Here is a 19,931-nt window from a genome sequence, read left to right as displayed (position 1 = left end):
CAATTTTACAAGTGTATTGCTAATTTTAACGAACTGCATTTGCCATGCAGATTCAAAGGTTCACGAGATTTGATTTGAGAACGCGATCGCAGTATGAAAAAATGTCGGTGCTAAACTTGCATAGGCGATCGCTATTTTCTTCGACTTGTAAATTAAATTCGGTCACAATTGCTCTGGATTAATTCCCCGTTCTTGAAGTAAAGCGCGGAGTGCTTGTAGTTCATTTTCTGCTTGTTCGGCTCGTTGGCGTTCTTGTTCGGCTCTAGCTTCAGCTTGCTCTGCACGTTGTCTTTCTTGCTGTCGTTGCTGATCTAATTCTAAATATGTCAGAAAGCGCTGCCCATCATGACGATAAATTTGCAACTCCTCTTCAGATAATTCAAAGCGCACTCCCAATTTGGGACTTACCCAACCAGCCATTTGGTCAATTACTTCTAATCGTGAATTACGAAGTTGCCAACCTGTTAAGTCCACTACATCAGGTTCATAGAGGTAATATTCTTCTACACCGTAGCGCTCATAAAACTCAATTTTTTTCGCCATTTTGGAAATTCGGTTTCCTGGCGACCAAATTTCAAACACTACTTGTGGCGGAATATTGTCTTCAAGCCATTGTTTATAAGAGCCTCGGTATCCTTTGGGTCTACCAAATACTACCATCACATCAGGAGCTTGGCGCAGCTTATTATCACCTTCTACGGGATACCACAGCAAGTCACCAGCAACAAACACATTAGGATCATTAGCAAACAGCAGGTCTAAATTTTCTTTAATCCAGACAATTAATTCAAACTGCTTGGTATTGTCTGCCATTGGTTGTCCGTCACTGTCGGGGTAGATGATGTCTTTGTGGGTGGAAGATGGTAGCTGTGTAACCATTGCGGTGATTCCCAGTTAACGGGTGGCATTGTTAATTTTAACAATTACTCCAAAAGAGAAATATTTAGCGACGCGAACGAGTTATCAAACGATATAAACGCAGGATACTCCAAAGAATAAGATTGGCAACTAAACCAGTTGCTAAACTCCACCAAAACGCTGTCGTTTGGAAAAAAGGCAAGTCTTGGGGTGGTGGTTCTTGGGCAAGAATAATAGATGATGCTATTTGGCTGGTAGCTAATCCTACACCTGCGATCGCTACTGTGTTGTTGAGATTGCGATCGCGCTTGGCTTGCTCTATCTCTACCATACCGCGAATGGTAGTAGTTACGTTTTCTAATATTGCTAATCCAGGGTTGAGGCTGAGATAGTCTTTTTCTAACTGTACCTGATATTTATTTTTAACTATATTGCTGAACTCTTTTAAAAATTGTTCGTTGAACAAATATTTTTGACACTGTTTATCGTAGTTTTTTAAATTTACTTCTACTGTATGCTGTTGAATTGGTAATAAATTGATATTTTGAACATATTTTGATAGAGAATTAATATTTATTTGTAATTCTTCTTTTAACTCTTGTAAGTCTTTTTTGGAAAGAATATTAGTGTCTGTTAAACTATCTTTGAATTGTTGCAGTAACCTCAATTTTAATGTTCTTCCCTGTTCATAAGACCATAAAATTTTATGTTTGCAATAAAATAAATATCGCCAAGCGTTATAGTATTGCGAAGCAGCAGCAAATTTTGCTTCTTCGGGATAAAAGATTAACATAACGTGACTATCTTTTTCAATTCCTTCCCAACGTTCTTCCCCACGCCACATTTCCCAGACAGTCGCGCCTAAGAATTCTCCTTTTTGTTGATATTGATGTGCTTGAGTAATCAGAGATTTATAAATATCTTGAACTGTAATTTCATCAATTAAGCTATTATCGGGAACTGTCCAACCAGAAATTATCCACGTTTGACCTAAATAACCATTTTTTGAGAATCTTCCCAGTGTTAAATTCTCTACTTGCGGTAAAATCGACAAGTCTTTAAGCTGAACAAATGTAGATGCAAGAGCAGTTAATTCAATTTGTCGATCTAAAGAACAACTAAACCGCAAGCAATTCGTGTCATCAAATTTCACTTGACTATAACAACCATCAACAGCAGTAGAAATTGTGTTCCAAAAGTCTAAGCGTTCTGCATCTGCATCATTAATTTTATTAGAAAAATCTTTGTCTTTAAGTTTATCTGGCAAACTTAACCAATAATCTTGGTAAATTTTGCTATTTCCTGATCCTTCTATGATGTTGTAGATAAATAAATCGAGAGTTGGATATTGAATTTTGCTCATTAAGAATTTTGTGTTTAACCAGGAATAATTTCTGATTTGTGTTTTTTGGCTGCTGAACTAGAGTCAGTAGCTGTCAAAATGGGAATGGCAATATTTGCTATTCGTTCTGGAGGAGCAGTTGTAGATTGATTTTGCTGGCTGGGGTTATCGTATTTGTTAAGTTCTTGAGTTTCGTATTGCGTTTGAATATCAACCCGTGCTTGCCAATAAAGTGATTTAATACAATCGTCTTCTGCTAATTTTAGCAAGCGATTAATTGCATCTTGGGATTGATTAAGTAACATTTTGCCAACTTCGTTAATGTCTTGTTGCAACTGTGTTGGTAATTGCGTATCTAATTGGGCTAAAGCTGTTAGAAAAGCTTGCAGTGTGACTACTTCTAGTTGATTCAGCATAAATTTAACGAATATATATTTAAACAGGTTTGCCAGTTAAAATGAACCCTGCCCAATAATAAGGATGAGCATAAATTGGTTCATTTGAAATCATCTTTTTTAAATCATTTTTAATCATGAGTGCTTCAGTTTTTAAGTACTCTTTACATTGGAGATCATATAAATTACTAGCTAATTCATCGTACCATTTGGCTAAATCTGCATAAGTCAACTGGCACAACCATTCTTTAGCCTGCTTGAGTGCAGTAGCAGGTATTTGATTTTCTTTAAATAACTGGTAAAACTTAGTCATTAATAGAGCAGTAGACCGTTCATCTACTCTCCATAAGCTGCTGACAACGTAGTTTGCACTCTTAGCCAAAAACCCACTAACTAAACCTACATATTCATCGGTCAAGCTTTCTGAGCTAGTAATCCCTGTTTCGCAAGCTGAAAGACAAATTAATTCATACTGATTCAAGTCTAAATTGTCATCATCAACTATATCCCCCAAAGTTAATTTATCAGGTTCCGTTAACATTAAAAATGACTCTCGTGGATTTTCAGGTGTGTGGTTGGCATGTCCAGCAAAATTGAACAAACCTATATTTTTGCGTAAAGCTGTAATTAATTGTTCTTGTCTGATTGGTGATGGCAAAGGATTTGCTTTTGGATACACGGACGCGAAAGCAGCCGACGCAATAGTGGTAAAAGGTAACTCATTAGTGGCTATATTCACCATACTTGCACCCTTTATTTTTGGAGAAGATACTTGCGTCATCAACTTTAACCCAATTTGAAAGCTTGGCAAATATGTAATTTGAAAGCGTCCTGGAAATAGGTAATCTAAAGGTAGTAGATGTAATTCTCGGTGGGGGATTAATATTAACTGCTCAACATCTTTGAGATTGTCTCGAATGCGATTAATTTCTAGAATGTTGCGGAGTTGATTTAGCAACATAGATTCCATTTTCTGCCGCCAAGGGGCTTGTTCTTTTTTTGTGCCTGTGTAATTTCCTTGGCAGTAATCTTGATAAGTTTGTTTCCATTCTTGCATCCAGGCTTCAAAACGCTGGAGTTGGTATGTATGGGCAGGATATTTTTGCTTTTGTAATTCGGGTGGTAATTGCGGTTGCAACACCAAGGGCGGCTGATTGTATTTAATAATAAAAGTAGTGATAGCACCAGGGCTGATATGCCAGTATACCGCCGCTGTTTTAGGATTAAGGAGTTTTTGCATATCTTGGTAATTAAACTGGCGCGGCTGATAATCCCAACCTTCACGCAGCCAAGCCAGACAAGTATTTTTCCGCGCTTCTGCTAACTCTAAAGCCTCAATGTACTGATATTTATTTTTAATGCGAATATCTACACGTAATTGGTCAAAAGCAGCAAATTTACGCCTCAGTCCGATTTCTTTCCCTTTAGATTGGCATTGTCCCACCAATTCTTCTAGGCGCTGTGTCGCCTCTTCTTGCCTTCTTTGGAATGTCCGGTTATCACCCAAGGCGCTACATACTTTTAATAGTTCTTGCAATAGTTGCAAGTGTTGCTGGGGAAACTTATTGAAAGTGAGAAAGTTGAGGGCTTGTTCATAGCTAGCTTTTGCTGTAAACCAGTCAGGAAAAGGGTTAAGTTGCTGTTTTCCGTAGTCATACAAAACTTCCCCTTTACGACGATGCAATTCACCGCAACCTTGCTCATAGTCAGGTGTTTGTGGCTGAAGTGCATTGATACCATCATCCCAAGTTTTCACCGCAGCTTTGTAGTCTTGAGATTTGAGAACTGCTAAACCCCGATTCTCCCAAGCTAGCCAGGACTGGTAATCTGTTAAACGCAGAGCTTCATCAAAAGATGCGATCGCTTCTTCATATCGCCCCAAATTCACCAGCGCAACGCCCCGATTGTACCAAACTGAGTCTTGGTCAGGTTTAATTTCTATAGCTTTGTCGTAAGACGCGATCGCCTCTTCATGTCGCCCTAAACGATGCAACACATTTCCTCGGTTGCCCCAAGCATAATAGAAGTCAGGTCTGATTTTTATAGATTTATCAAAATATGTGATCGCTTCTTCGTATCGCCCCAAATCATTCAGTGCAGTTCCCCCATTGAACCAAGTTGAGTGGTCGTCAGGTTTGACTTCTATACCTTTGTTATAAGATGCGATCGCTTCTTCATGTCGCCCCAAATCATCCAGCGCATTTCCTCGGTTGCCCCAAGCAGAATTGAAGTCAGGTTTGATTTTTATAGCTTTGTCGTAGGATGCGATCGCTTCTTCATATCGTCTCAAATTCCTTAACGCAATTCCCCGGCTGTTACAAGCATAGTGGTCGTCAGGTTTAATTTCTATGGCTTTGTCATAAGATACGATCGCTTCTTCATATCGTCCCAAATCATTCAGCGCATATCCTCGGTTGCCCCAAGCAGAATTGAAGTCAGGTTTGATTTTTATGGCTTTGTCGTAAGATGCGATCGCTTCTTCATATCGTTCTAAATTACGCAGCGCAATTCCTCGATTGTGCCAAGCTGAGTGATCGTCAGGTTTTATTTTTATGGCTTCATCAAATGAAGTAAGCGCTTCTTCATATTTTTTTAAAAAGTCACATAATATAACACCCCGCCCATTCCAAGCTTCATACTTGTCAGGTTTGATTTCTATGGCTTTGTCATAAGATGCGATCGCTTCTTCGTATCGCCCTAAATTACGCAGCGCAACTCCCCGGTTGTACCAAGCTGAGTCGTCGTCAGGTTTAATTTCTATAGCTTTGTCAAAAGATGCGATCACTTCTTCACTTCGCCCCAAATTCCCCAGCGCATATCCTCGGTTGTACCAAGCATAGTGGTCGTCAGGTTTAATTTCGATGGCTTTGTCGTAAGATGCGATCGCTTCTTCATAGCGCTGCAATTCATCTAACGCAATTCCCCTACCCCGCCAATCTTCTGCATCTTGGGGAGTAAGTGCGATCGCTTGCTCAAAATCCGTCTGTGCTTCCTGTGCTTGCTTCAGTTTTTTATAAGCCATACCCCGCCGTGCTAATGCCAAAATATAGTTTGGCTGCATTGCCAAAGCTTGATTTAGGTATGTAACTGCATCTTGATATTGTTCTAGGCGATAGTAAGCTAAACCTAGCCCATACAACACTTGAGGATTGTGCGGTTCCAGTGCAGCTACTTGGTAAAAGGTGTCTACAGCTACTTGGTAACTTCCTCGATCTAGTTGGTCGTGTCCTTGTTGAAGAAGTGTTTGCACGTTGGGGTTTAGAGTCATTTTGATAGTTTCAGGATGCCTTAGTTATTATTACCTATACACAATACAGAGAAAAAAATATTCTTAAATATTTGGTCATTTTTAAAACTTGAAGTTTCTATATAAAATTGCTAACACATGACAGTTATATACTTTACCAATGTAACTAAATAGAATATCAAACTATATATCTCCTGTACATTTTGCTCGCCACCGGATATTTAAATTAATCAATTTAACGGTAAATTAGTAAACAATTATATTAATCAGCTTTTATATTTCCTTTACTTAATGGTTATGAATTTCACATACTTTTTCCGGCTTTGATTACAACTGACAGTAGTCTGAATGTAAGTGAATAAATTACTTCCATCTACCATTGAGCTATAAACGTAATTCGTAATGACGCTTGCGGACTCGCTAACGCTGCGCTAACGTAATTCGTAATTCGTGAGGGAGTTGCCGTCTTGACGCTTTGCGTCGTTAACGCAGCGTAAATAAAGCCTGCGAGCAACTCTTAAAGACGCTACGCGTAGCTTGCTTTGACCTAGGAGTACGTTTAGAGTGAGTCAGACGCTCCTACCTTGCTCTAAGCGTAGCGATAGCGAGTTTGCGAACTCCTTACGGAGAAGGATTAGTATTCAATCGTAAGGATGTTTTTAAGACTACCCACATGGGGCAGTGTTAAGTAAGCAAGAGGAGCAACAACTGACTATTGACAACTAACAACTGACAACTGACCCGCGTAGTACTTTTGCTACTGATGGGCTAGAGCCAATAGTCTGCTGAGAATACTTGAGTTACTGTTAGATTAGCCCGATTAGCAAAGGATACAGAAAATCAAATTGATTTTTGCAATACTATTTCCTGACAATCAGTTGGGTCATTTTGCCATTTGGCAAGACCATCGCAGGGTCTACCAAGGCAAATTTGAATTTGATGAACAATAGCTTAGCAGATATTGGGAAATTAGGAGTTAGGGGTGAAGAATCTCTGTACCAACTCAAATGTGACAGCTATATTTATCTGAACAGTAACTCATAAAATGTCGCAGTGAATTCCGCAAAGGATATTCGCAAATTTTGAATGCAAATATTAATTCTATCTTGAAAGCCGTCCCACCCAATGAAGACACTACCCATTAGTAGATATAGATTTTTCCAAAAACTCCAGCCCTTACCACTATTAAAAAAAATCACTGGTAGGTCTGTTACTGGTTGTTTGCAAGTATTTAGCACTTCAGGTTCTTGGTCAATCTATGTAGACGAGGGTAAGCTAATTTATGCCTGCTACTCAGAGAAGATGTTTGAGCCGCTTTATCGTAACTTGCAAAAACTGAGTCAGCAAATTTCTACTCTTCCTCGCGGAATCCACGAGCAAGTACAGGCGATATTTGAAACTGGGATTGAAAATCAGGCAATACCAAACCCTGATTATCTGGCCATTTGTTGGTTAGTGACTCAAAAATATATTAGTCCTTCTCAAGCCGCCATACTGATAGAGCAATTAGCACTAGAAGTCCTAGAATCGTTTCTGGGCTTGGAAGAAGGGAGCTATGAGTTTATTCCAGAAAGCTTTTTGGATGATATGCCAAAGTTCTGTCATCTGAATCTCCGCTTACTAGTCGAACAGTGTCAAAAGCCTTCTCCACATACAGAAAATGTCTATTCTTCACTTGAATTAAGCCAGCGATCGCAATTATTACGCCCAACTCAGCCACGAACTCAACCCAAAACTGAGCCGCCAGCGTCGAGAACAGAATCCTCTCAAAGATTTTTATCTCAGCAAAATCATGCTGTTGAGAGTAGCTACCAGCAAACTTCTTCAACTTCTGTTAATAAGAAAACCTATACTATATTTTGTATTGATGACAGCCCAGCTATATTAAATGTCATCAAAAACTTTTTAGATGAGCAAATATTTTCCTTTATCGGAGTTACAGATTCTTTAAAAGCGTTGATGGAAATTCTCCGTACCAAACCGGACATAATTTTATTAGATGTAGATATGCCTAATTTAGATGGGTATGAATTATGCTCTTTGTTACGTAAACATTCACATTTTAAAAATACGCCTGTGATTATGGTTACAGGAAAAACCCGGCTGATAGATAGAGCCAAAGCTAAGTTTGTTGGAGCTTCCGGTTACTTGAAAAAGCCTTTTACACAAGGAGATTTACTGAAAACAGTCTTTCAGCACATTGTGTAATTGAGTTATATGGCAGAAGGAATTGGTCAGTGGTCAGTTGTTAGTGGTCAGTGGTCAGTTGTTAGTTGTTATTCTTGCTCCCTCTGCTTACCCTGCTTCTTTTACGTCAACGCTCAAACTGGACGACACTCAGACAAAATACTGTGCATATTTACCACTTGTCCAATTACTGCGATCGCTGGGGCTTCAAATCCTGTCTTTTCAACTTGCTCAACTATTGTTCCTAATTCACCAATCAATTCTTCTTGTTCGGGTCGTGTACCCCAACGCACTAAAGCAATAGGTGTCTCTAAACTTAGCCCAGCCGTACTTAGCTGTTCCACAATATAAGGCAGGTTGTGGATTCCCATGTATATTACAATTGTTTCGGAACCGTGGGCGATCGCTTGCCAATTTACTTGTGGACGATACTTACCCGCCGATTCGTGGCCAGTAACAAAAGTGACAGATGAACTGTGCAATCGATGGGTTAAAGGTATACCTGCGTAGGCTGGAGCAGCAATTCCCGATGTAATTCCCGGCACAACCTCTACAGATATCCCTGCTTTTACTAGATCTACCATTTCTTCGCCACCACGACCAAAAATAAACGGGTCGCCGCCTTTGAGCCGCACTACTATTGCACGATCTTGGGCTTTTTCTATTAGCAGATGGGTTGTTTCTTCTTGCAATAGTGAATGTCTCCCCATCCGCTTACCGGCGTTGATTTGCTCTGCTTGGGGGTTAATCATTGCCAGAATTGCCGGACTCACTAGGGCATCATAGATAACTACATCTGCACATTCCAACAAGCCTTTGCCCTTGAGGGTCATTAATCCTGGATCTCCTGGCCCCGCACCGACTAAATAAACCTTTCCCAAATACTTTGACCCCTCTTTTTCTGTGCAGTTTACGTGTATGATACCAATTCCCAAATCAGATCGGCTAATTCTGCACTTGCTCCCAAAGGCTGAGCCAGTTGGAAAGTCACAGATGGGAAATGTAATTTTAACTCTTCTACTGACCGGGCGATCGCATCTGTTATGCCACCTGTGAATAGAAAGTATGGCAAAATTGCAATTTCTCTTTTACCAGCCGCAATCAACTCTTCTACCCGCGATTCTAAACTACCAGATGTAGCCCAATAAGCGCTGACTGCTCCCAGATTCGCCGCCCGTGTTTCTACTAGTTGTTTAGAGCCAGGACGGCGACTACCATGAGCTAACAGAATCCATGCTTGTGTTTTGATAGCAGCCATTTGCTTTGTCAGCAATGTCTCTAAACCAGGTTGACTGCCTAAATATGGTTGCAGGTCAATTATTATATCTTGACTAAGAGCTTGTTGTGCCAGCGCGATTTCTGCTGGAATATCTGTCATCACATGAACTCCTGGTAGGAGAAATAGCGGGATGATTTTCAGGCGATTACATCCATAAGCCAAAGCACTCTGAGCAAATGTCCTAATTTGCTCATGCAGAGGCTGAGAACTCATTTCTAAACAAGCTATACCTACAAGATTTTCAGACTTGGGTGGAGATATAGATTTTTGCAGTTTGTGATTTACTAGCCCAGCTAATTGCTGCATAGAAATTTCTGGGCGTGGGTCACGACTTCCGTGGGATACCAGCAGATATGCTGATGACATTGATATAAGGTATAACTCTCAGGGGCTAATTTTAGGGTAATACTAATTCGTAATTCGTATAGCGAGTAAATCACGTAAGTGATGATATTCTGATTGCTCAAAGTACCCTAATAACTGAGGTATTTGGAGATGCTGCAATTCATGGAGGCGAATTGCTTCCTGACTAAATAATTTCACTGCTTTTTGAAAGCTTTCCCCGTTTTCTTCAGGAAAACAGAGTTGTTTAATCACACACCTGTTTTTGTGTTCATCCACTGCCAAAAAAGTTCTGCTAAAACCACCACATCCAATGAAACAAAGCAGATGATAGCGGTCTTGAAGCAATAATTGTCCACTACATTTGTTACAAAATCGAGCCGTATCGGAATTTTGCGAATACAAACAACCAATGTGGGGACAGAGTTTCATTACAAGGTAGAGTTTTTCCTGGACTTAATTATTAGTATTCCCAATTAATTCCAGATTTTCCCCTGGCTTCTGGTCTTATTGCTGTTCAGCGGTGTAGGTATAAAAGTTATTCAATGCCCCCACTGTTTCAAATCTATAAGAAGGTATCCAATCACTCAGTTGGAAATCTGTACGGTAAACACTAAAAAAAATAAAGTCTTGCCTTTGTGTAGTCAACGCCAGAACTTCTTTCATGCGGGGGTTAGCCGAATCTACCATTTTTTGACAATTTGAATGTATTAAACTTTCTAGGAATTTTGGTGTTTTCTTGCAAACATCCTCTTTTAAGTATTGTGTCAGTCGTTGCACTGCGTATTCTTCATATTCAGTTTGACTGGGATTGGTCTTGGCCATTGTCACACCAGATATGGCTAGTCCTGCTGCTCCCGTGTATGCCATAATCGTAAGGGCTTTCATGTTTTCTAACTGTGATTCGTTGTGGTCATTAGGCTCCCAAGACTCTAGATTAACTGAGTCCGTTCCTGGGAAAAAACTCTTGATCCCTTCCCCAAAAGATTGTATAATCAGAATTGTTGAATGAATGGCGAGCGTAGCCAAGTGGTTAAGGCAGTGGTTTGTGGTACCACCATTCGTGGGTTCAATTCCCATCGTTCGCCCTGTATTACTAGCAATAGTGTAATATTTTTCGTAAAAAGCAATTTATTTTTTACGAAAACAAATCTAATTTAAGTAGAAATTTTTTATTTCTAGCTGTTTTGCTAAGAAATTTATTTTATTAGGTTAGCTTATAGATATTTTAATGTATATAAGTAAAATTACTTTACTAAGTTAAAATAAGATTTTTTTTGTAGAAAGTCGGTATTTCTTACTTTACCGATTTGCAAAAAATATTTTAATAAACTCAATAATGGAAGCAGATTAATCATATCTGCTTCCAAAAAAATGTTTTTGAACGTACAGACACAGACAGGTTTTAGAAAATTCCTAAAAGAATAATGAAAGTCAGCCCACAGAGAGCTAGTAAAGAAACAATCAAGATATTGCCTATACTGTGGTCAGAAGGTGCTAAGTTTTGTGTATTGTTAGCCATATTAACCGACCCTGTTTCTATTAATTTTTGTGACAAAATTGCAGCGTTTAATTAATTACTTGCTGCTTCTTTAATTATCGACTACTTCTTAATTAATGCTTTGATCGATCGCAAATCGTAATCTAAGATTTTCCCAGTAGTAAAGAGTTGGTAGCCAATTAAAAATAAAATAGATGATGCCAGGATTACTAAAAGATTGACTGACGCGAATATATTACCAGTAAAAGTAATTACTGCAATTCCTAGAGCTATCAAAAGCCAACCTAAGTTCTGGTTAACTCGCCGCTGGAAAAGAACAAAAGCCCCAGCACAACACAATAAAATACCAGGAATACGAAAGAAAATCCCCACTTGGATATTTGCAGTTAAAATAACAACGCCTGTTATCATCAAAGCCAAGCCTACAAGCTTCGTTGGTCTATCTACTGTAGCTTGTCTATTATTCTTGGTACTTGGAGATTGAAATCTAGTAGGATTGGCAGCAGGTATAAAGTTGTGTGGATATTCTTGTTGATTTTGAAATATAAATGTTACTTTCCCACCCTGACCAAGGTCAATTTTATCTCCTAACTTCAACTGGTAAGGAGTTCTAGGCTCCAGCTTTACATTGTTAAGGAATGTGCTATTAGAGCTTCCTAAGTCTTCAATAAAGTAATTATTTTCTTCTACTTGAATTTGTGCATGAATGCGAGAAATTACATCAGCATTTGGCAAGTTAGTAAGATCAATATCAGGTGGACTTTGGTCATTCGGTTTACCAATATGAACTACAGCAAGATTTGGTGGTAACTCAAAGGAAATATTGGTCTGGACATGCAATAGTTCTACACTCAGCCCTGTAGTGTTCAATTCGTTTAAATTTTGCATGGCTTGTTTTTTAAAGGAGCAATTTTTTAATTTCTCTAGCTTGCCCTAAATTTAAGCAGCAGTATATTGGTATTGCTATGAATGATTTGAGGAAATAGTTGAGAAACCATGACAATATCAGGGTCAATCTCAACTTTCTCTGACTCAGTAATGACTTAACACTGTTGAAATAATTCCTCAAAGCTTTTAGAGGTAGCTTCTGGTTTAGCAACAATCTCAACAACTTTATTGCGTGCAGCTGGTTCAAGTAGAGACTCGACGCAAACTTGGGCAACTTTTTGTCGAGGAATACTACCATCGAATAATGTATCAGCACTCTGCATCACGATCGCATCGGTGTTATCTTCATTTTTTAGACCACCAGGACGCACAATCGTATAAGTCAGACCACTTTTTTGGATGTACTCCTCTGCTTGTTTTTTCCAAACCAAAATTAGCCAAAACAAGTTCAACGGATGGAACAACTGGGAAGTACACAAAGAAGAAACCATGACAAAATGCTCAATTCCCTTAGATTTAGCGACATCCACTAAATTTTTAGTCCCTTCAAAATCTACTTTATAAGGGCCAGTAGGGTCAAAGCTAGGTTTTGCTCCAGTAGCACACAGCAATACTGTAGTGTCTCCCAAAGCAGCATTCAGGCTTTCTGGCTTTAATACATCCCCTACTACCAATTCAGCCTCAGGAGGCAAAATAGCTCTAGCTTGCTCGACATCCCGCACCAAAGCCCGAACCGGAATATTCCGTGCTATTAGTTCTTTGACGATGCGACGACCGGTTTCACCTGTTGCCCCTGCTACAAATGCTTTCATGATTTACGTTATCCTGGGAAACTAATATGTGACTGTTTAGTTCTTTAATTTTAGTAATTCTATGAAGTTCGTGATAAATTATTGAGTTTTAGTCAAAAATTGTACTTCGTTGCTAAACGACCCAAACAAACTGGGAATTATTAATATAGACAAACGCCAAAATATACGGGAACGCATTCATGCTTTCAACAAACGGCGAATATCAATCTCTCGATATAACAGAAACAGTTTTGCCCGTAGCGTCAAATCCAGCAGCAGCCGAAGACACCCCCACACCAGCAACTGTGGGGACACCAACCAAGTTTTATGGTCGTTATAGCGACTCAATGGCGTTGTGTGCCCCAAAAGATACAGTTACTGAGTATCTTGATGCTCACGCTTCATGGTTTTCGCGTTGTGCGGAACCCATGAAGGTGCAACCTTTGGGGGAAAATGGTTACGCTCTCATCATCGGTCGTTTTGGCTCTTTTGGTTACGAAGTAGAGCCGAAAGTTGGTTTAGAACTATTACCCCAAGATAAAGGGGTCTACAGCATTCGGACAATTCCCATTCCTGATTATCATCCACCTGGTTACGATGTAGACTATCATGCATCACTACAGTTAAAAGAAAATTTAACTGAGATGACCTTAGTTGAATGGGAATTGGATTTAGTCGTTGATCTTCACTTCCCTCGGTTTATTCAACGATTACCTCAGTCTTTGATACAGTCTACAGGCGATCGCTTACTAAACCAAATCGTCCGTCAAGTCTCTCGCCGCTTAACTCGTAAAGTCCAGGAAGATTTTCACCAATCTTTAGGTATATGCTTTCCTGGCAATTATAAAAAAAAGTGGTTAATCAACTAAGAGGCAGAGGGGCATAGGAGAATGATTTTTACCCATGCCCGATACCCTTTTTTGAATTAAAAATTAATTAATTAAAAATTATTATTGTTCTTAATTTTTAACTTTTAATTTTTAATTTTTAATTCCCCGAAGTGGTTGCCTATGCCTTTGTGAGAATCCTTTGGACAATTTGCACGCCAGTAATAGCTTGCCAAGTGAAAAGCCCTAAAAGCACAAAATTTAATAAAATGTGAGTCATGCGCGCCCAATTTGCTCCTTTTTGCATAAAAGGAGACAAAGCAGCAGAAGATGCAATTAAGCCTGTCATCCCAAGTCCTGCTAAAAGGTGAGGTTGAACAAATAACTTACCGTTATTGATGTAAGTGACAGCCATACCTCCAATTGCACCTATCACCATCACAGCCAGAATTATGGAACCAATTTGGTAGTGTTTGATGTTATATCTACCTTTAATTAGTTCTTTTTTCTCGTCTCCTTGAGCGTTTCTGGTACGCTGTACTTGCAGTCCTAGGTAAGCAGCATAAAGTGATAATGCTAAAAGTACCCACATAAGTAGCGGGTGAATAAAGTTTAGCCCAAATTTAACCGAAGGGGACAGTTCCAGAGTCATTGTGTTCTCGCCCAATTCTTAAATCTTCATAAAAATTAGTATAACTTTAAGCATGGGGCATAGGGCATTGAGAATTGGGCATGGGTAAAAATCATTCTCCTGTGCTTTGGTTGTTGAGTTTCGACTACGCGGCAGTTGAGCGTAGTCTAAACACTGCTCTCTTACGTCTTCCCATTTTCTGCTCTAAACCTCTTGCAAAAGTGGTTAAACGATCTCAGACTAAATTCTGATACTAGACGAACAAAACCTGCTGATGCGGGACTTATTCATGACAGAAAATAACGATGTCTTGCTGCTAAAGGCTGCTAAAAGTGGGGATATCAAGCGGCTGTGTGCGCTACTGAATGATGGTGCTAGGGTTGACGCGTGCGATCGCGATGGTACCACGGCGTTAATGTTTGCTGCCAATTTAGGCTACACCGAAATTGTGCGATCGCTGTTGGATGCTGGGGCAAATATTAATTTAGCTCGAAAACGCTATGGTTTAACGGCTTTGATGTTGGCTGCTAGTGCTAATCGGCTCGATATTGTGCAGCTTTTAGTATCTAGAGGAGCTGATGTTGATGCTACCAATGAAGATGGTAGTACAGCTTTAATGGCAGCCGCGCTCAAAGGTTATGTCGAAGTAGTGCGAGTTTTATTGGCTGCTGGGGCTAAAGGAAATTTCACAGATAAAGATGATGACACTGCTTTGAAGCTGGCTGTAAAACATGGGCATACAGCAGTTGTAAAACTCCTATTACAAAGTGGTGTAGATGTCAATGCCCAAGATGAAGAAGGCGAAACGCCTTTGACTATAGCAGCTGACTTAGGAAATCTACATGGGTTGCAAGCATTGTTAGATGCAGGGGCTGATGTAGACTTAAAAAATGGGGATGGTGGAACTGCACTCTTGGCAGCAGCAGCAGCAGGACATAGTGCGATCGCAGCTGCTTTATTAAATCAAGGTGCCCAAATTAATCTCCAAGACCAAGATGGTGAAACAGCCCTACACCTGGCTGTTGTGGAAGGTTACATAGATGTAGTGCAAGTGTTATTGAACCGGGGTGCAAATGTGCAAATTCAAAATCACCTGGGCGATACACCAATTTTGGTAGCAGCATTGCAGGGACACAGCCAAATTGTGGAAGCACTGCTACGTTTTGGGGCAGATATCAATGGTAACAACCTGAGTGAAAGACCTTTGTTGCTGGCGGTATCACAGGGATACACTGATACAGTAAAAATATTGCTAGATTATGGCGCTGATGCCAATATTCCAGGAAATGATGGCAAAACTGCTTTGATCAAAGCAACCGAACGCAAATATACAGAGATCATCAAACTGTTGCTGTCAAGGGGAGCAGATGTCAATTTTCGAGACTCCGCAGGGGCGACAGCATTGATGTGGGCTGCCTCTGCTGGTTATGTTGAAATTGTGCAGATATTGCTCGCAGCTGGAGCCAATTTGAATTTGAAAAACCGGGGTGGCTATACTGCTTTGATGATTGCGGAATTTAACGGTTATCGGGATGTAGTTAGGAGTTTACAAAAAGCTGGGGCAGAGGAATAGCGTGAAGACTATTAGACATCTCCGAAAAGAATTTCAAACTTTTATGCTGTCTAGGTAAAAACCTAATTTATGGAGATGTCTATTAGCTTAAGTTTAGCTATAGATTAAAGTATTTAGGTATCTATCGTGTACAGCTAGTTCCTGCGATCGCCAAGCAGGTAATTACAGTTCTCTTTAGTTCGCATTGTCTCAATTAGATTGGTGACTGAGCTTGCCGAAGTGCGGGCTACGCCTACGCTCTGATTTGTTGCGGATACGAATTATTCATATTTAATGGTATAGCATAAAGGCATAACTTAACTTAATAAAATTCTTGGAGTTTTAAGATGACTTATGGAGTTGAAGCAGAATATTAGAGCAGTAATTTATTCAGGTGAACAGCACGGATACGTAGCAGAATGTCTAGAAGTTTCTGTAGTAACTCAGGGAGAGACTCTGGATGAAGTTGTTCATAACCTTCGTGAAGCAGTCGCTTTGCATTTAGAAGACGAAGATCCAACTCAATTTGGTTTAGTAGATAAACCTTCTCTAATGATAACTTTTGAACTTCAACTAGAATATGCCTAGACTCAAATGATTATCAGGTGCTGAGATTGTTGATATTTTGGGTGAGTTTGGCTTTGAAGTACACAGCCAAAAGGGCAGTTATATTAAGTTGCGTCGTTCTGGTGTAGAACAAAAAGAGACTTTAACAATACCATTACATCGGCAGTTAGATACAGGAACTTGCAAAGCTATTTTTAGACAGGCAAGTAAATACATTCCTGAAGAACAACTTTTTCCATTCTTTTACGAGTAAAGTAAGTAGCCAACTCTCGTAAATAAACGATAAATGAAGCTTAATGCCTTAGGCATATCGCCAATAATAAAACCTATCCTATATATCACTGTCAATTTATGCGATCGGATTCTGAGCAACTGTGTCTACGACGGGCTACGCCTACGCATTTCTGATGATGGGTTGATTTAGGCGATCGCTCTAATCCAAATTGTAGTTATTTGAGCAAGTAGAGGTTTGTTGAGGCAAATAGAATAAAATAAAAACAACACACTAAACTTAATTTTATGGATTTGCAATCCCGAATTGTTATAGATCCTAACGTCCTTGTCGGCAAACCAATTATTAAAGGTACTCGTCTTTCTGTTGAGTTTATCATTGACCTTCTTGCTCAAGGCTGGACAAATGACGAAATTCTCTGCAACTACCCTGGTATTACCCTCGAAGATATTCAAGCTTGTTTAGGCTATGCTAGTGCCAGCCTTAAAGCTGAAAAAGTTTACGCTTTTCCTGGGTAATTATGCGCTTTCTAGCCAACGAAAATTTCCCAGGAGATGCCATAGAAGCACTTCGCTCGCTGCGGAGGTCACGATGTTACATGGATTCGCACTGATGCTCCTGGGATTGCTGATACCGAAGTTTTAAACCGCGCTCAAGGTGACGAGCGCATTCTCCTCACCTTTGATAAAGACTTTGGTAAACTCGCCTTCCGTTCACATTTGCCTGCAACTTGTGGGATTATCTTATTTCGGATTAAAGCACCTTCCGGTATAGTTGTTGCTCAAAAAGTGGCGATCGCCATAGCATCTCGCCCTGACTGGGCAGGACATTTCAGTGTGGTTGAAGACGAGCGTATCCGAATGCGAGTCCTCTGAAAAGATTGTTAATAATATTTTTAAATATAATAAAAAACACAAGGGGTAGTAGGCGATTGCATTTCTGGTGATAGGGTTGATGTGAGCGATCGCACTTCTGGTGAAGGGATTGATTTGGGCGATCGCACTCTGAGAAAGTGTGTCTAGTGAGCGATCGCACTTTTGGTGCTGGGGTGATGTGGGTGATCGCACTTTTGATGATGGGGTTGATTTGGGCGATCGCTCTCTTAGCAACTGTCTTAAAGAAGCGATCGCACTTTTGATGATGGGGTTGATGTGGGCGATGTCTACGAAAAGCTTATCTACGCATGAAGAACAATAGATGAGCAAAATAACACCAAAGCACGTTTTTGATAATTTTGTTAAAATTGCTGAGTAGATATTATCTACACTACTTTGCTAAAAAACAAATTTATTTGATTAACTGACAAAATTAATCGAGGTAATTAAACATGAAATTAACAGCCACAGAACAAGGGTTACTAATTCCTAAAGAACTATTAGGAGAAAATGAAGAATTTGAGATTATTCAAGAACATGGGAAAATTATTATTACTAGTATCAAAAAAATATCTTCTATTTGGGATTTAGGTTCAAATCCTGTGGAATGTGATGTAAGAGATGGTGCACTTAACCATGATCATTATCTCTATAACCAATGAAAAATATCTACTTTTTAGATACCAGCTATATTTTAGCTCTGGAAATCAAAAATGAAGATGTTCATCAAAAAGTATTACTAAATTGGGCTACTTTAATAAAGTCCAAACCTTTTTTAATAACAACAACATATATTTTTGATGAAGTTGTTACTTTTTTTAATAGTCGAAACCTTAATTATAAAGCAGTTGAAGTTGGTAATCGATTATTGGAAAGTCCTGATATAGAATTAATCGAAATCGATAAAACTCTATTTAATCAAGGATGGAAATATTTTCAAAAGCATAAAGACAAATCTTATTCTCTCACTGATTGTTTATCATTTATTGTTATGCAACAACGAGAGATTGTTACAGCTTTAACCTTAGATAATCATTTTTCTCAAGCGGGATTTCAAATTTTACCATCATAAATTAAGTGATGAGCAGTGAACAAGCACAAAGTGTCAAATTAGCGATTTCTAGCGACAAGAAGCAGAGCTTCTACGCATTTCTGATGATAGGGTGATTTAGGTGATCGCTCTTGTTTGTTTACGAAAGCCTTAGAACTTAACTTGCTAAAGTTGCCTTGTGTCAGTAAGGAAAAATACGCAAAGGTAAAAAAAATCTTTAAATCCAGTAATAAGCATTATTGCAGATGCTACCTCTGATAAGCTGTTGAATATCTAACTTGATATTAGCTGGCAGTCAAGGGTTTAGCCTGTATAGCTTCGCTAAGTCTTAATGTTGATACGTATAGAATACGACTTGCTCAACATAATAATTAATCTAAATACCTATGGATGCCAAAGAAGTTTTAGATTTATACCAACAAGGAAACAGAAATTTTCAAGGAGTTGATCTAAAAGGTCAATCTTTTGAAAAACAAAACCTTCAAGGTATAGACTTTAGGCAAGCTAATCTTGAAGAAGCTAACTTTAGAGGAGCTAATCTTCAAGGAGCTAAATTTATTGGTTCAGATATCCGTGGTACAGACTTCACAAAAGCAATACTTATAAAAGCTGACTTTACTGAAGCTAAAGCGGGACTAATTGGTAATAAAATTTGGAATGAATTATTATTTTTATTTTTAAGTTTTATTCCCTTTTCATTATTGCTCTTCATCTTTTTATTACCAGTATCCATTTGGGCTTACTCATTGTCTGAGTTGAATTTTGAACAAGAATCAGAACAATTACGATTTACTATCCTGATATTTTTTATTTCTCTAGTTGGATTTTTAAATTTTAATATTGTCAACTTTATACAAGGGCTAAAAGCATCATTAATAATTTTTTCTATGACAGCAACAGCAATTTTTCTTGTAAAATTCAATCAACCTGCAATTTTATTTATGATTGTGGTATTCCTTTTGGCAGGGTTAATATTCTTTAGCATCAGTTTTGCTTCGTGGTTAACAATATGCATTGAAAAAAAACTGAATCAAAATTATTTAAAATTATCCAAATTATTTAAAGCTATCCGAAAAACAGTAATAGTCCTAGCAATAATAACACTTATGACGATATATTCAAACAATCTAAATATATTTTTAGTATTAATAACAATAACAGGCATATTTTTTTTAATTTTAATCTTAATTAAAGCCTACTTGATGGATGAATTAAAGCGGCTTTTAATTATAATTCAACTAGCTGTATCTTTTATGTGTGTAATTATTCTATACAATCAAATCTACGAAAAAGTAGATGATTATTTTAAGCTATCAATTCTTTTTTTACAAATAAATATTTTTGCAATACCACTATATATATATAG

22 protein-coding genes and 1 tRNA gene are annotated in these 19,931 nt (G+C 38.7%); 12 read left to right on the top strand and 11 right to left on the bottom strand.

Annotation, left to right across the window (positions count from 1 at the left end):
• Positions 1 to 162 precede the first annotated feature (162 nt).
• The 4 genes from I8751_RS14210 to I8751_RS14195 all read right to left on the bottom strand — a co-directional run bounded on the left by I8751_RS14210 (position 163) and on the right by I8751_RS14195 (position 5,863).
• Complete coding sequence (locus tag I8751_RS14210; protein WP_214439805.1) at positions 163 to 879, bottom strand: Uma2 family endonuclease; 717 nt, start codon at positions 877 to 879, stop codon at positions 163 to 165.
• A 64-nt stretch (positions 880 to 943) separates the two neighbouring features.
• Complete coding sequence (locus tag I8751_RS14205; protein ID WP_214439804.1) at positions 944 to 2,221, bottom strand: hypothetical protein; 1,278 nt, start codon at positions 2,219 to 2,221, stop codon at positions 944 to 946.
• Between the two features lie 14 nt (positions 2,222 to 2,235).
• Positions 2,236 to 2,616 carry a hypothetical protein gene (locus I8751_RS14200; RefSeq protein WP_214439803.1) on the bottom strand — a complete coding sequence of 127 codons (381 nt, stop codon included), beginning with the start codon at positions 2,614 to 2,616 and terminating at the stop codon, positions 2,236 to 2,238.
• Positions 2,617 to 2,635: 19 nt separating this feature from the next.
• Positions 2,636 to 5,863 carry a CHAT domain-containing protein gene (locus I8751_RS14195; RefSeq protein ID WP_214439802.1) on the bottom strand — a complete coding sequence of 1,076 codons (3,228 nt, stop codon included), beginning with the start codon at positions 5,861 to 5,863 and terminating at the stop codon, positions 2,636 to 2,638.
• 1,104 nt (positions 5,864 to 6,967) lie between these two features.
• Between I8751_RS14195 and I8751_RS14190 the strand changes: the two genes are divergently transcribed.
• Positions 6,968 to 8,050, top strand: coding sequence for a response regulator (locus tag I8751_RS14190; RefSeq protein ID WP_214439801.1), 1,083 nt, complete (start codon positions 6,968 to 6,970; stop codon positions 8,048 to 8,050).
• 113 nt (positions 8,051 to 8,163) lie between these two features.
• On the opposite strand, the gene cobA is transcribed toward I8751_RS14190, so the two are convergent.
• The 4 genes from cobA to I8751_RS14170 all read right to left on the bottom strand — a co-directional run bounded on the left by cobA (position 8,164) and on the right by I8751_RS14170 (position 10,538).
• Complete coding sequence (gene cobA, locus I8751_RS14185; RefSeq protein WP_214439800.1) at positions 8,164 to 8,910, bottom strand: uroporphyrinogen-III C-methyltransferase; 747 nt, start codon at positions 8,908 to 8,910, stop codon at positions 8,164 to 8,166.
• 29 nt (positions 8,911 to 8,939) lie between these two features.
• Complete coding sequence (locus I8751_RS14180) at positions 8,940 to 9,674, bottom strand: sirohydrochlorin chelatase (RefSeq protein ID WP_214439799.1); 735 nt, start codon at positions 9,672 to 9,674, stop codon at positions 8,940 to 8,942.
• A 42-nt stretch (positions 9,675 to 9,716) separates the two neighbouring features.
• Positions 9,717 to 10,082, bottom strand: coding sequence for a protein kinase family protein (locus tag I8751_RS14175; protein ID WP_214439798.1), 366 nt, complete (start codon positions 10,080 to 10,082; stop codon positions 9,717 to 9,719).
• A gap of 75 nt (positions 10,083 to 10,157) precedes the next feature.
• Complete coding sequence (locus I8751_RS14170; RefSeq protein ID WP_214439797.1) at positions 10,158 to 10,538, bottom strand: DUF4359 domain-containing protein; 381 nt, start codon at positions 10,536 to 10,538, stop codon at positions 10,158 to 10,160.
• A gap of 127 nt (positions 10,539 to 10,665) precedes the next feature.
• On the opposite strand from I8751_RS14170, the gene I8751_RS14165 reads away from it, so the two are divergent.
• Positions 10,666 to 10,738, top strand: a tRNA-His gene (locus I8751_RS14165).
• A 515-nt stretch (positions 10,739 to 11,253) separates the two neighbouring features.
• Here I8751_RS14165 and I8751_RS14160 read toward each other — a convergent pair.
• Both I8751_RS14160 and I8751_RS14155 read right to left on the bottom strand, forming a co-directional pair.
• Positions 11,254 to 12,039, bottom strand: a complete 786-nt coding sequence (locus I8751_RS14160; protein ID WP_214439796.1) for an FHA domain-containing protein — start codon at positions 12,037 to 12,039, stop codon at positions 11,254 to 11,256.
• Positions 12,040 to 12,194: 155 nt separating this feature from the next.
• The gene (locus I8751_RS14155; protein WP_214439795.1) at positions 12,195 to 12,851 is read right to left on the bottom strand and encodes an SDR family oxidoreductase; all 657 of its coding nucleotides are present in this window, start codon (positions 12,849 to 12,851) and stop codon (positions 12,195 to 12,197) included.
• Between the two features lie 179 nt (positions 12,852 to 13,030).
• Between I8751_RS14155 and I8751_RS14150 the strand changes: the two genes are divergently transcribed.
• Positions 13,031 to 13,699, top strand: a complete 669-nt coding sequence (locus I8751_RS14150; protein WP_214439794.1) for a DUF1997 domain-containing protein — start codon at positions 13,031 to 13,033, stop codon at positions 13,697 to 13,699.
• 139 nt (positions 13,700 to 13,838) lie between these two features.
• Here I8751_RS14150 and I8751_RS14145 read toward each other — a convergent pair whose 3' ends face one another.
• Positions 13,839 to 14,309, bottom strand: a complete 471-nt coding sequence (locus tag I8751_RS14145; RefSeq protein ID WP_214439793.1) for a DUF4079 domain-containing protein — start codon at positions 14,307 to 14,309, stop codon at positions 13,839 to 13,841.
• A 268-nt stretch (positions 14,310 to 14,577) separates the two neighbouring features.
• Here I8751_RS14145 and I8751_RS14140 point away from each other — a divergent pair, with 268 nt between their 5' ends.
• The 9 genes from I8751_RS14140 to I8751_RS14100 all read left to right on the top strand — a co-directional run.
• Positions 14,578 to 15,861, top strand: a complete 1,284-nt coding sequence (locus I8751_RS14140; protein WP_214439792.1) for an ankyrin repeat domain-containing protein — start codon at positions 14,578 to 14,580, stop codon at positions 15,859 to 15,861.
• Between the two features lie 333 nt (positions 15,862 to 16,194).
• Positions 16,195 to 16,428 (top strand): type II toxin-antitoxin system HicB family antitoxin, encoded by a 234-nt coding sequence (locus tag I8751_RS14135; RefSeq protein ID WP_214439791.1) that lies wholly within the window; start codon positions 16,195 to 16,197, stop codon positions 16,426 to 16,428.
• 25 nt (positions 16,429 to 16,453) lie between these two features.
• Complete coding sequence (locus I8751_RS14130; RefSeq protein ID WP_318780327.1) at positions 16,454 to 16,660, top strand: type II toxin-antitoxin system HicA family toxin; 207 nt, start codon at positions 16,454 to 16,456, stop codon at positions 16,658 to 16,660.
• Between the two features lie 266 nt (positions 16,661 to 16,926).
• Entirely contained in the window at positions 16,927 to 17,157 is a 231-nt protein-coding gene (locus tag I8751_RS14125) for a DUF433 domain-containing protein (protein ID WP_214439789.1), read from the top strand.
• Positions 17,158 to 17,241: 84 nt separating this feature from the next.
• Complete coding sequence (locus I8751_RS30410) at positions 17,242 to 17,514, top strand: DUF5615 family PIN-like protein (RefSeq protein WP_214439842.1); 273 nt, start codon at positions 17,242 to 17,244, stop codon at positions 17,512 to 17,514.
• Positions 17,515 to 17,653: 139 nt separating this feature from the next.
• A complete protein-coding gene (locus tag I8751_RS14115; RefSeq protein WP_214439788.1) occupies positions 17,654 to 17,836 on the top strand; it encodes a hypothetical protein in 183 nt (60 codons plus the stop codon).
• 130 nt (positions 17,837 to 17,966) lie between these two features.
• Positions 17,967 to 18,176, top strand: coding sequence for a hypothetical protein (locus tag I8751_RS14110; RefSeq protein ID WP_214439787.1), 210 nt, complete (start codon positions 17,967 to 17,969; stop codon positions 18,174 to 18,176).
• Positions 18,173 to 18,586: a type II toxin-antitoxin system VapC family toxin gene (locus tag I8751_RS14105; protein ID WP_214439786.1), complete on the top strand. Its 414-nt coding sequence runs from the start codon at positions 18,173 to 18,175 to the stop codon at positions 18,584 to 18,586. Before I8751_RS14110 ends, I8751_RS14105 begins: the two co-directional genes overlap by 4 nt.
• A 365-nt stretch (positions 18,587 to 18,951) precedes the next feature.
• The coding region (locus tag I8751_RS14100) for a pentapeptide repeat-containing protein (RefSeq protein WP_214439785.1) at positions 18,952 to 19,931 on the top strand (980 nt) is incomplete at its 3' end.

Source organism: Atlanticothrix silvestris CENA357, from assembly GCF_016056295.1.
In the GTDB taxonomy this organism is placed as follows: Bacteria; Cyanobacteriota; Cyanobacteriia; order Cyanobacteriales; family Nostocaceae; genus Atlanticothrix; species Atlanticothrix silvestris.
This window is presented reverse-complemented; position numbering and strand designations above follow the sequence as displayed.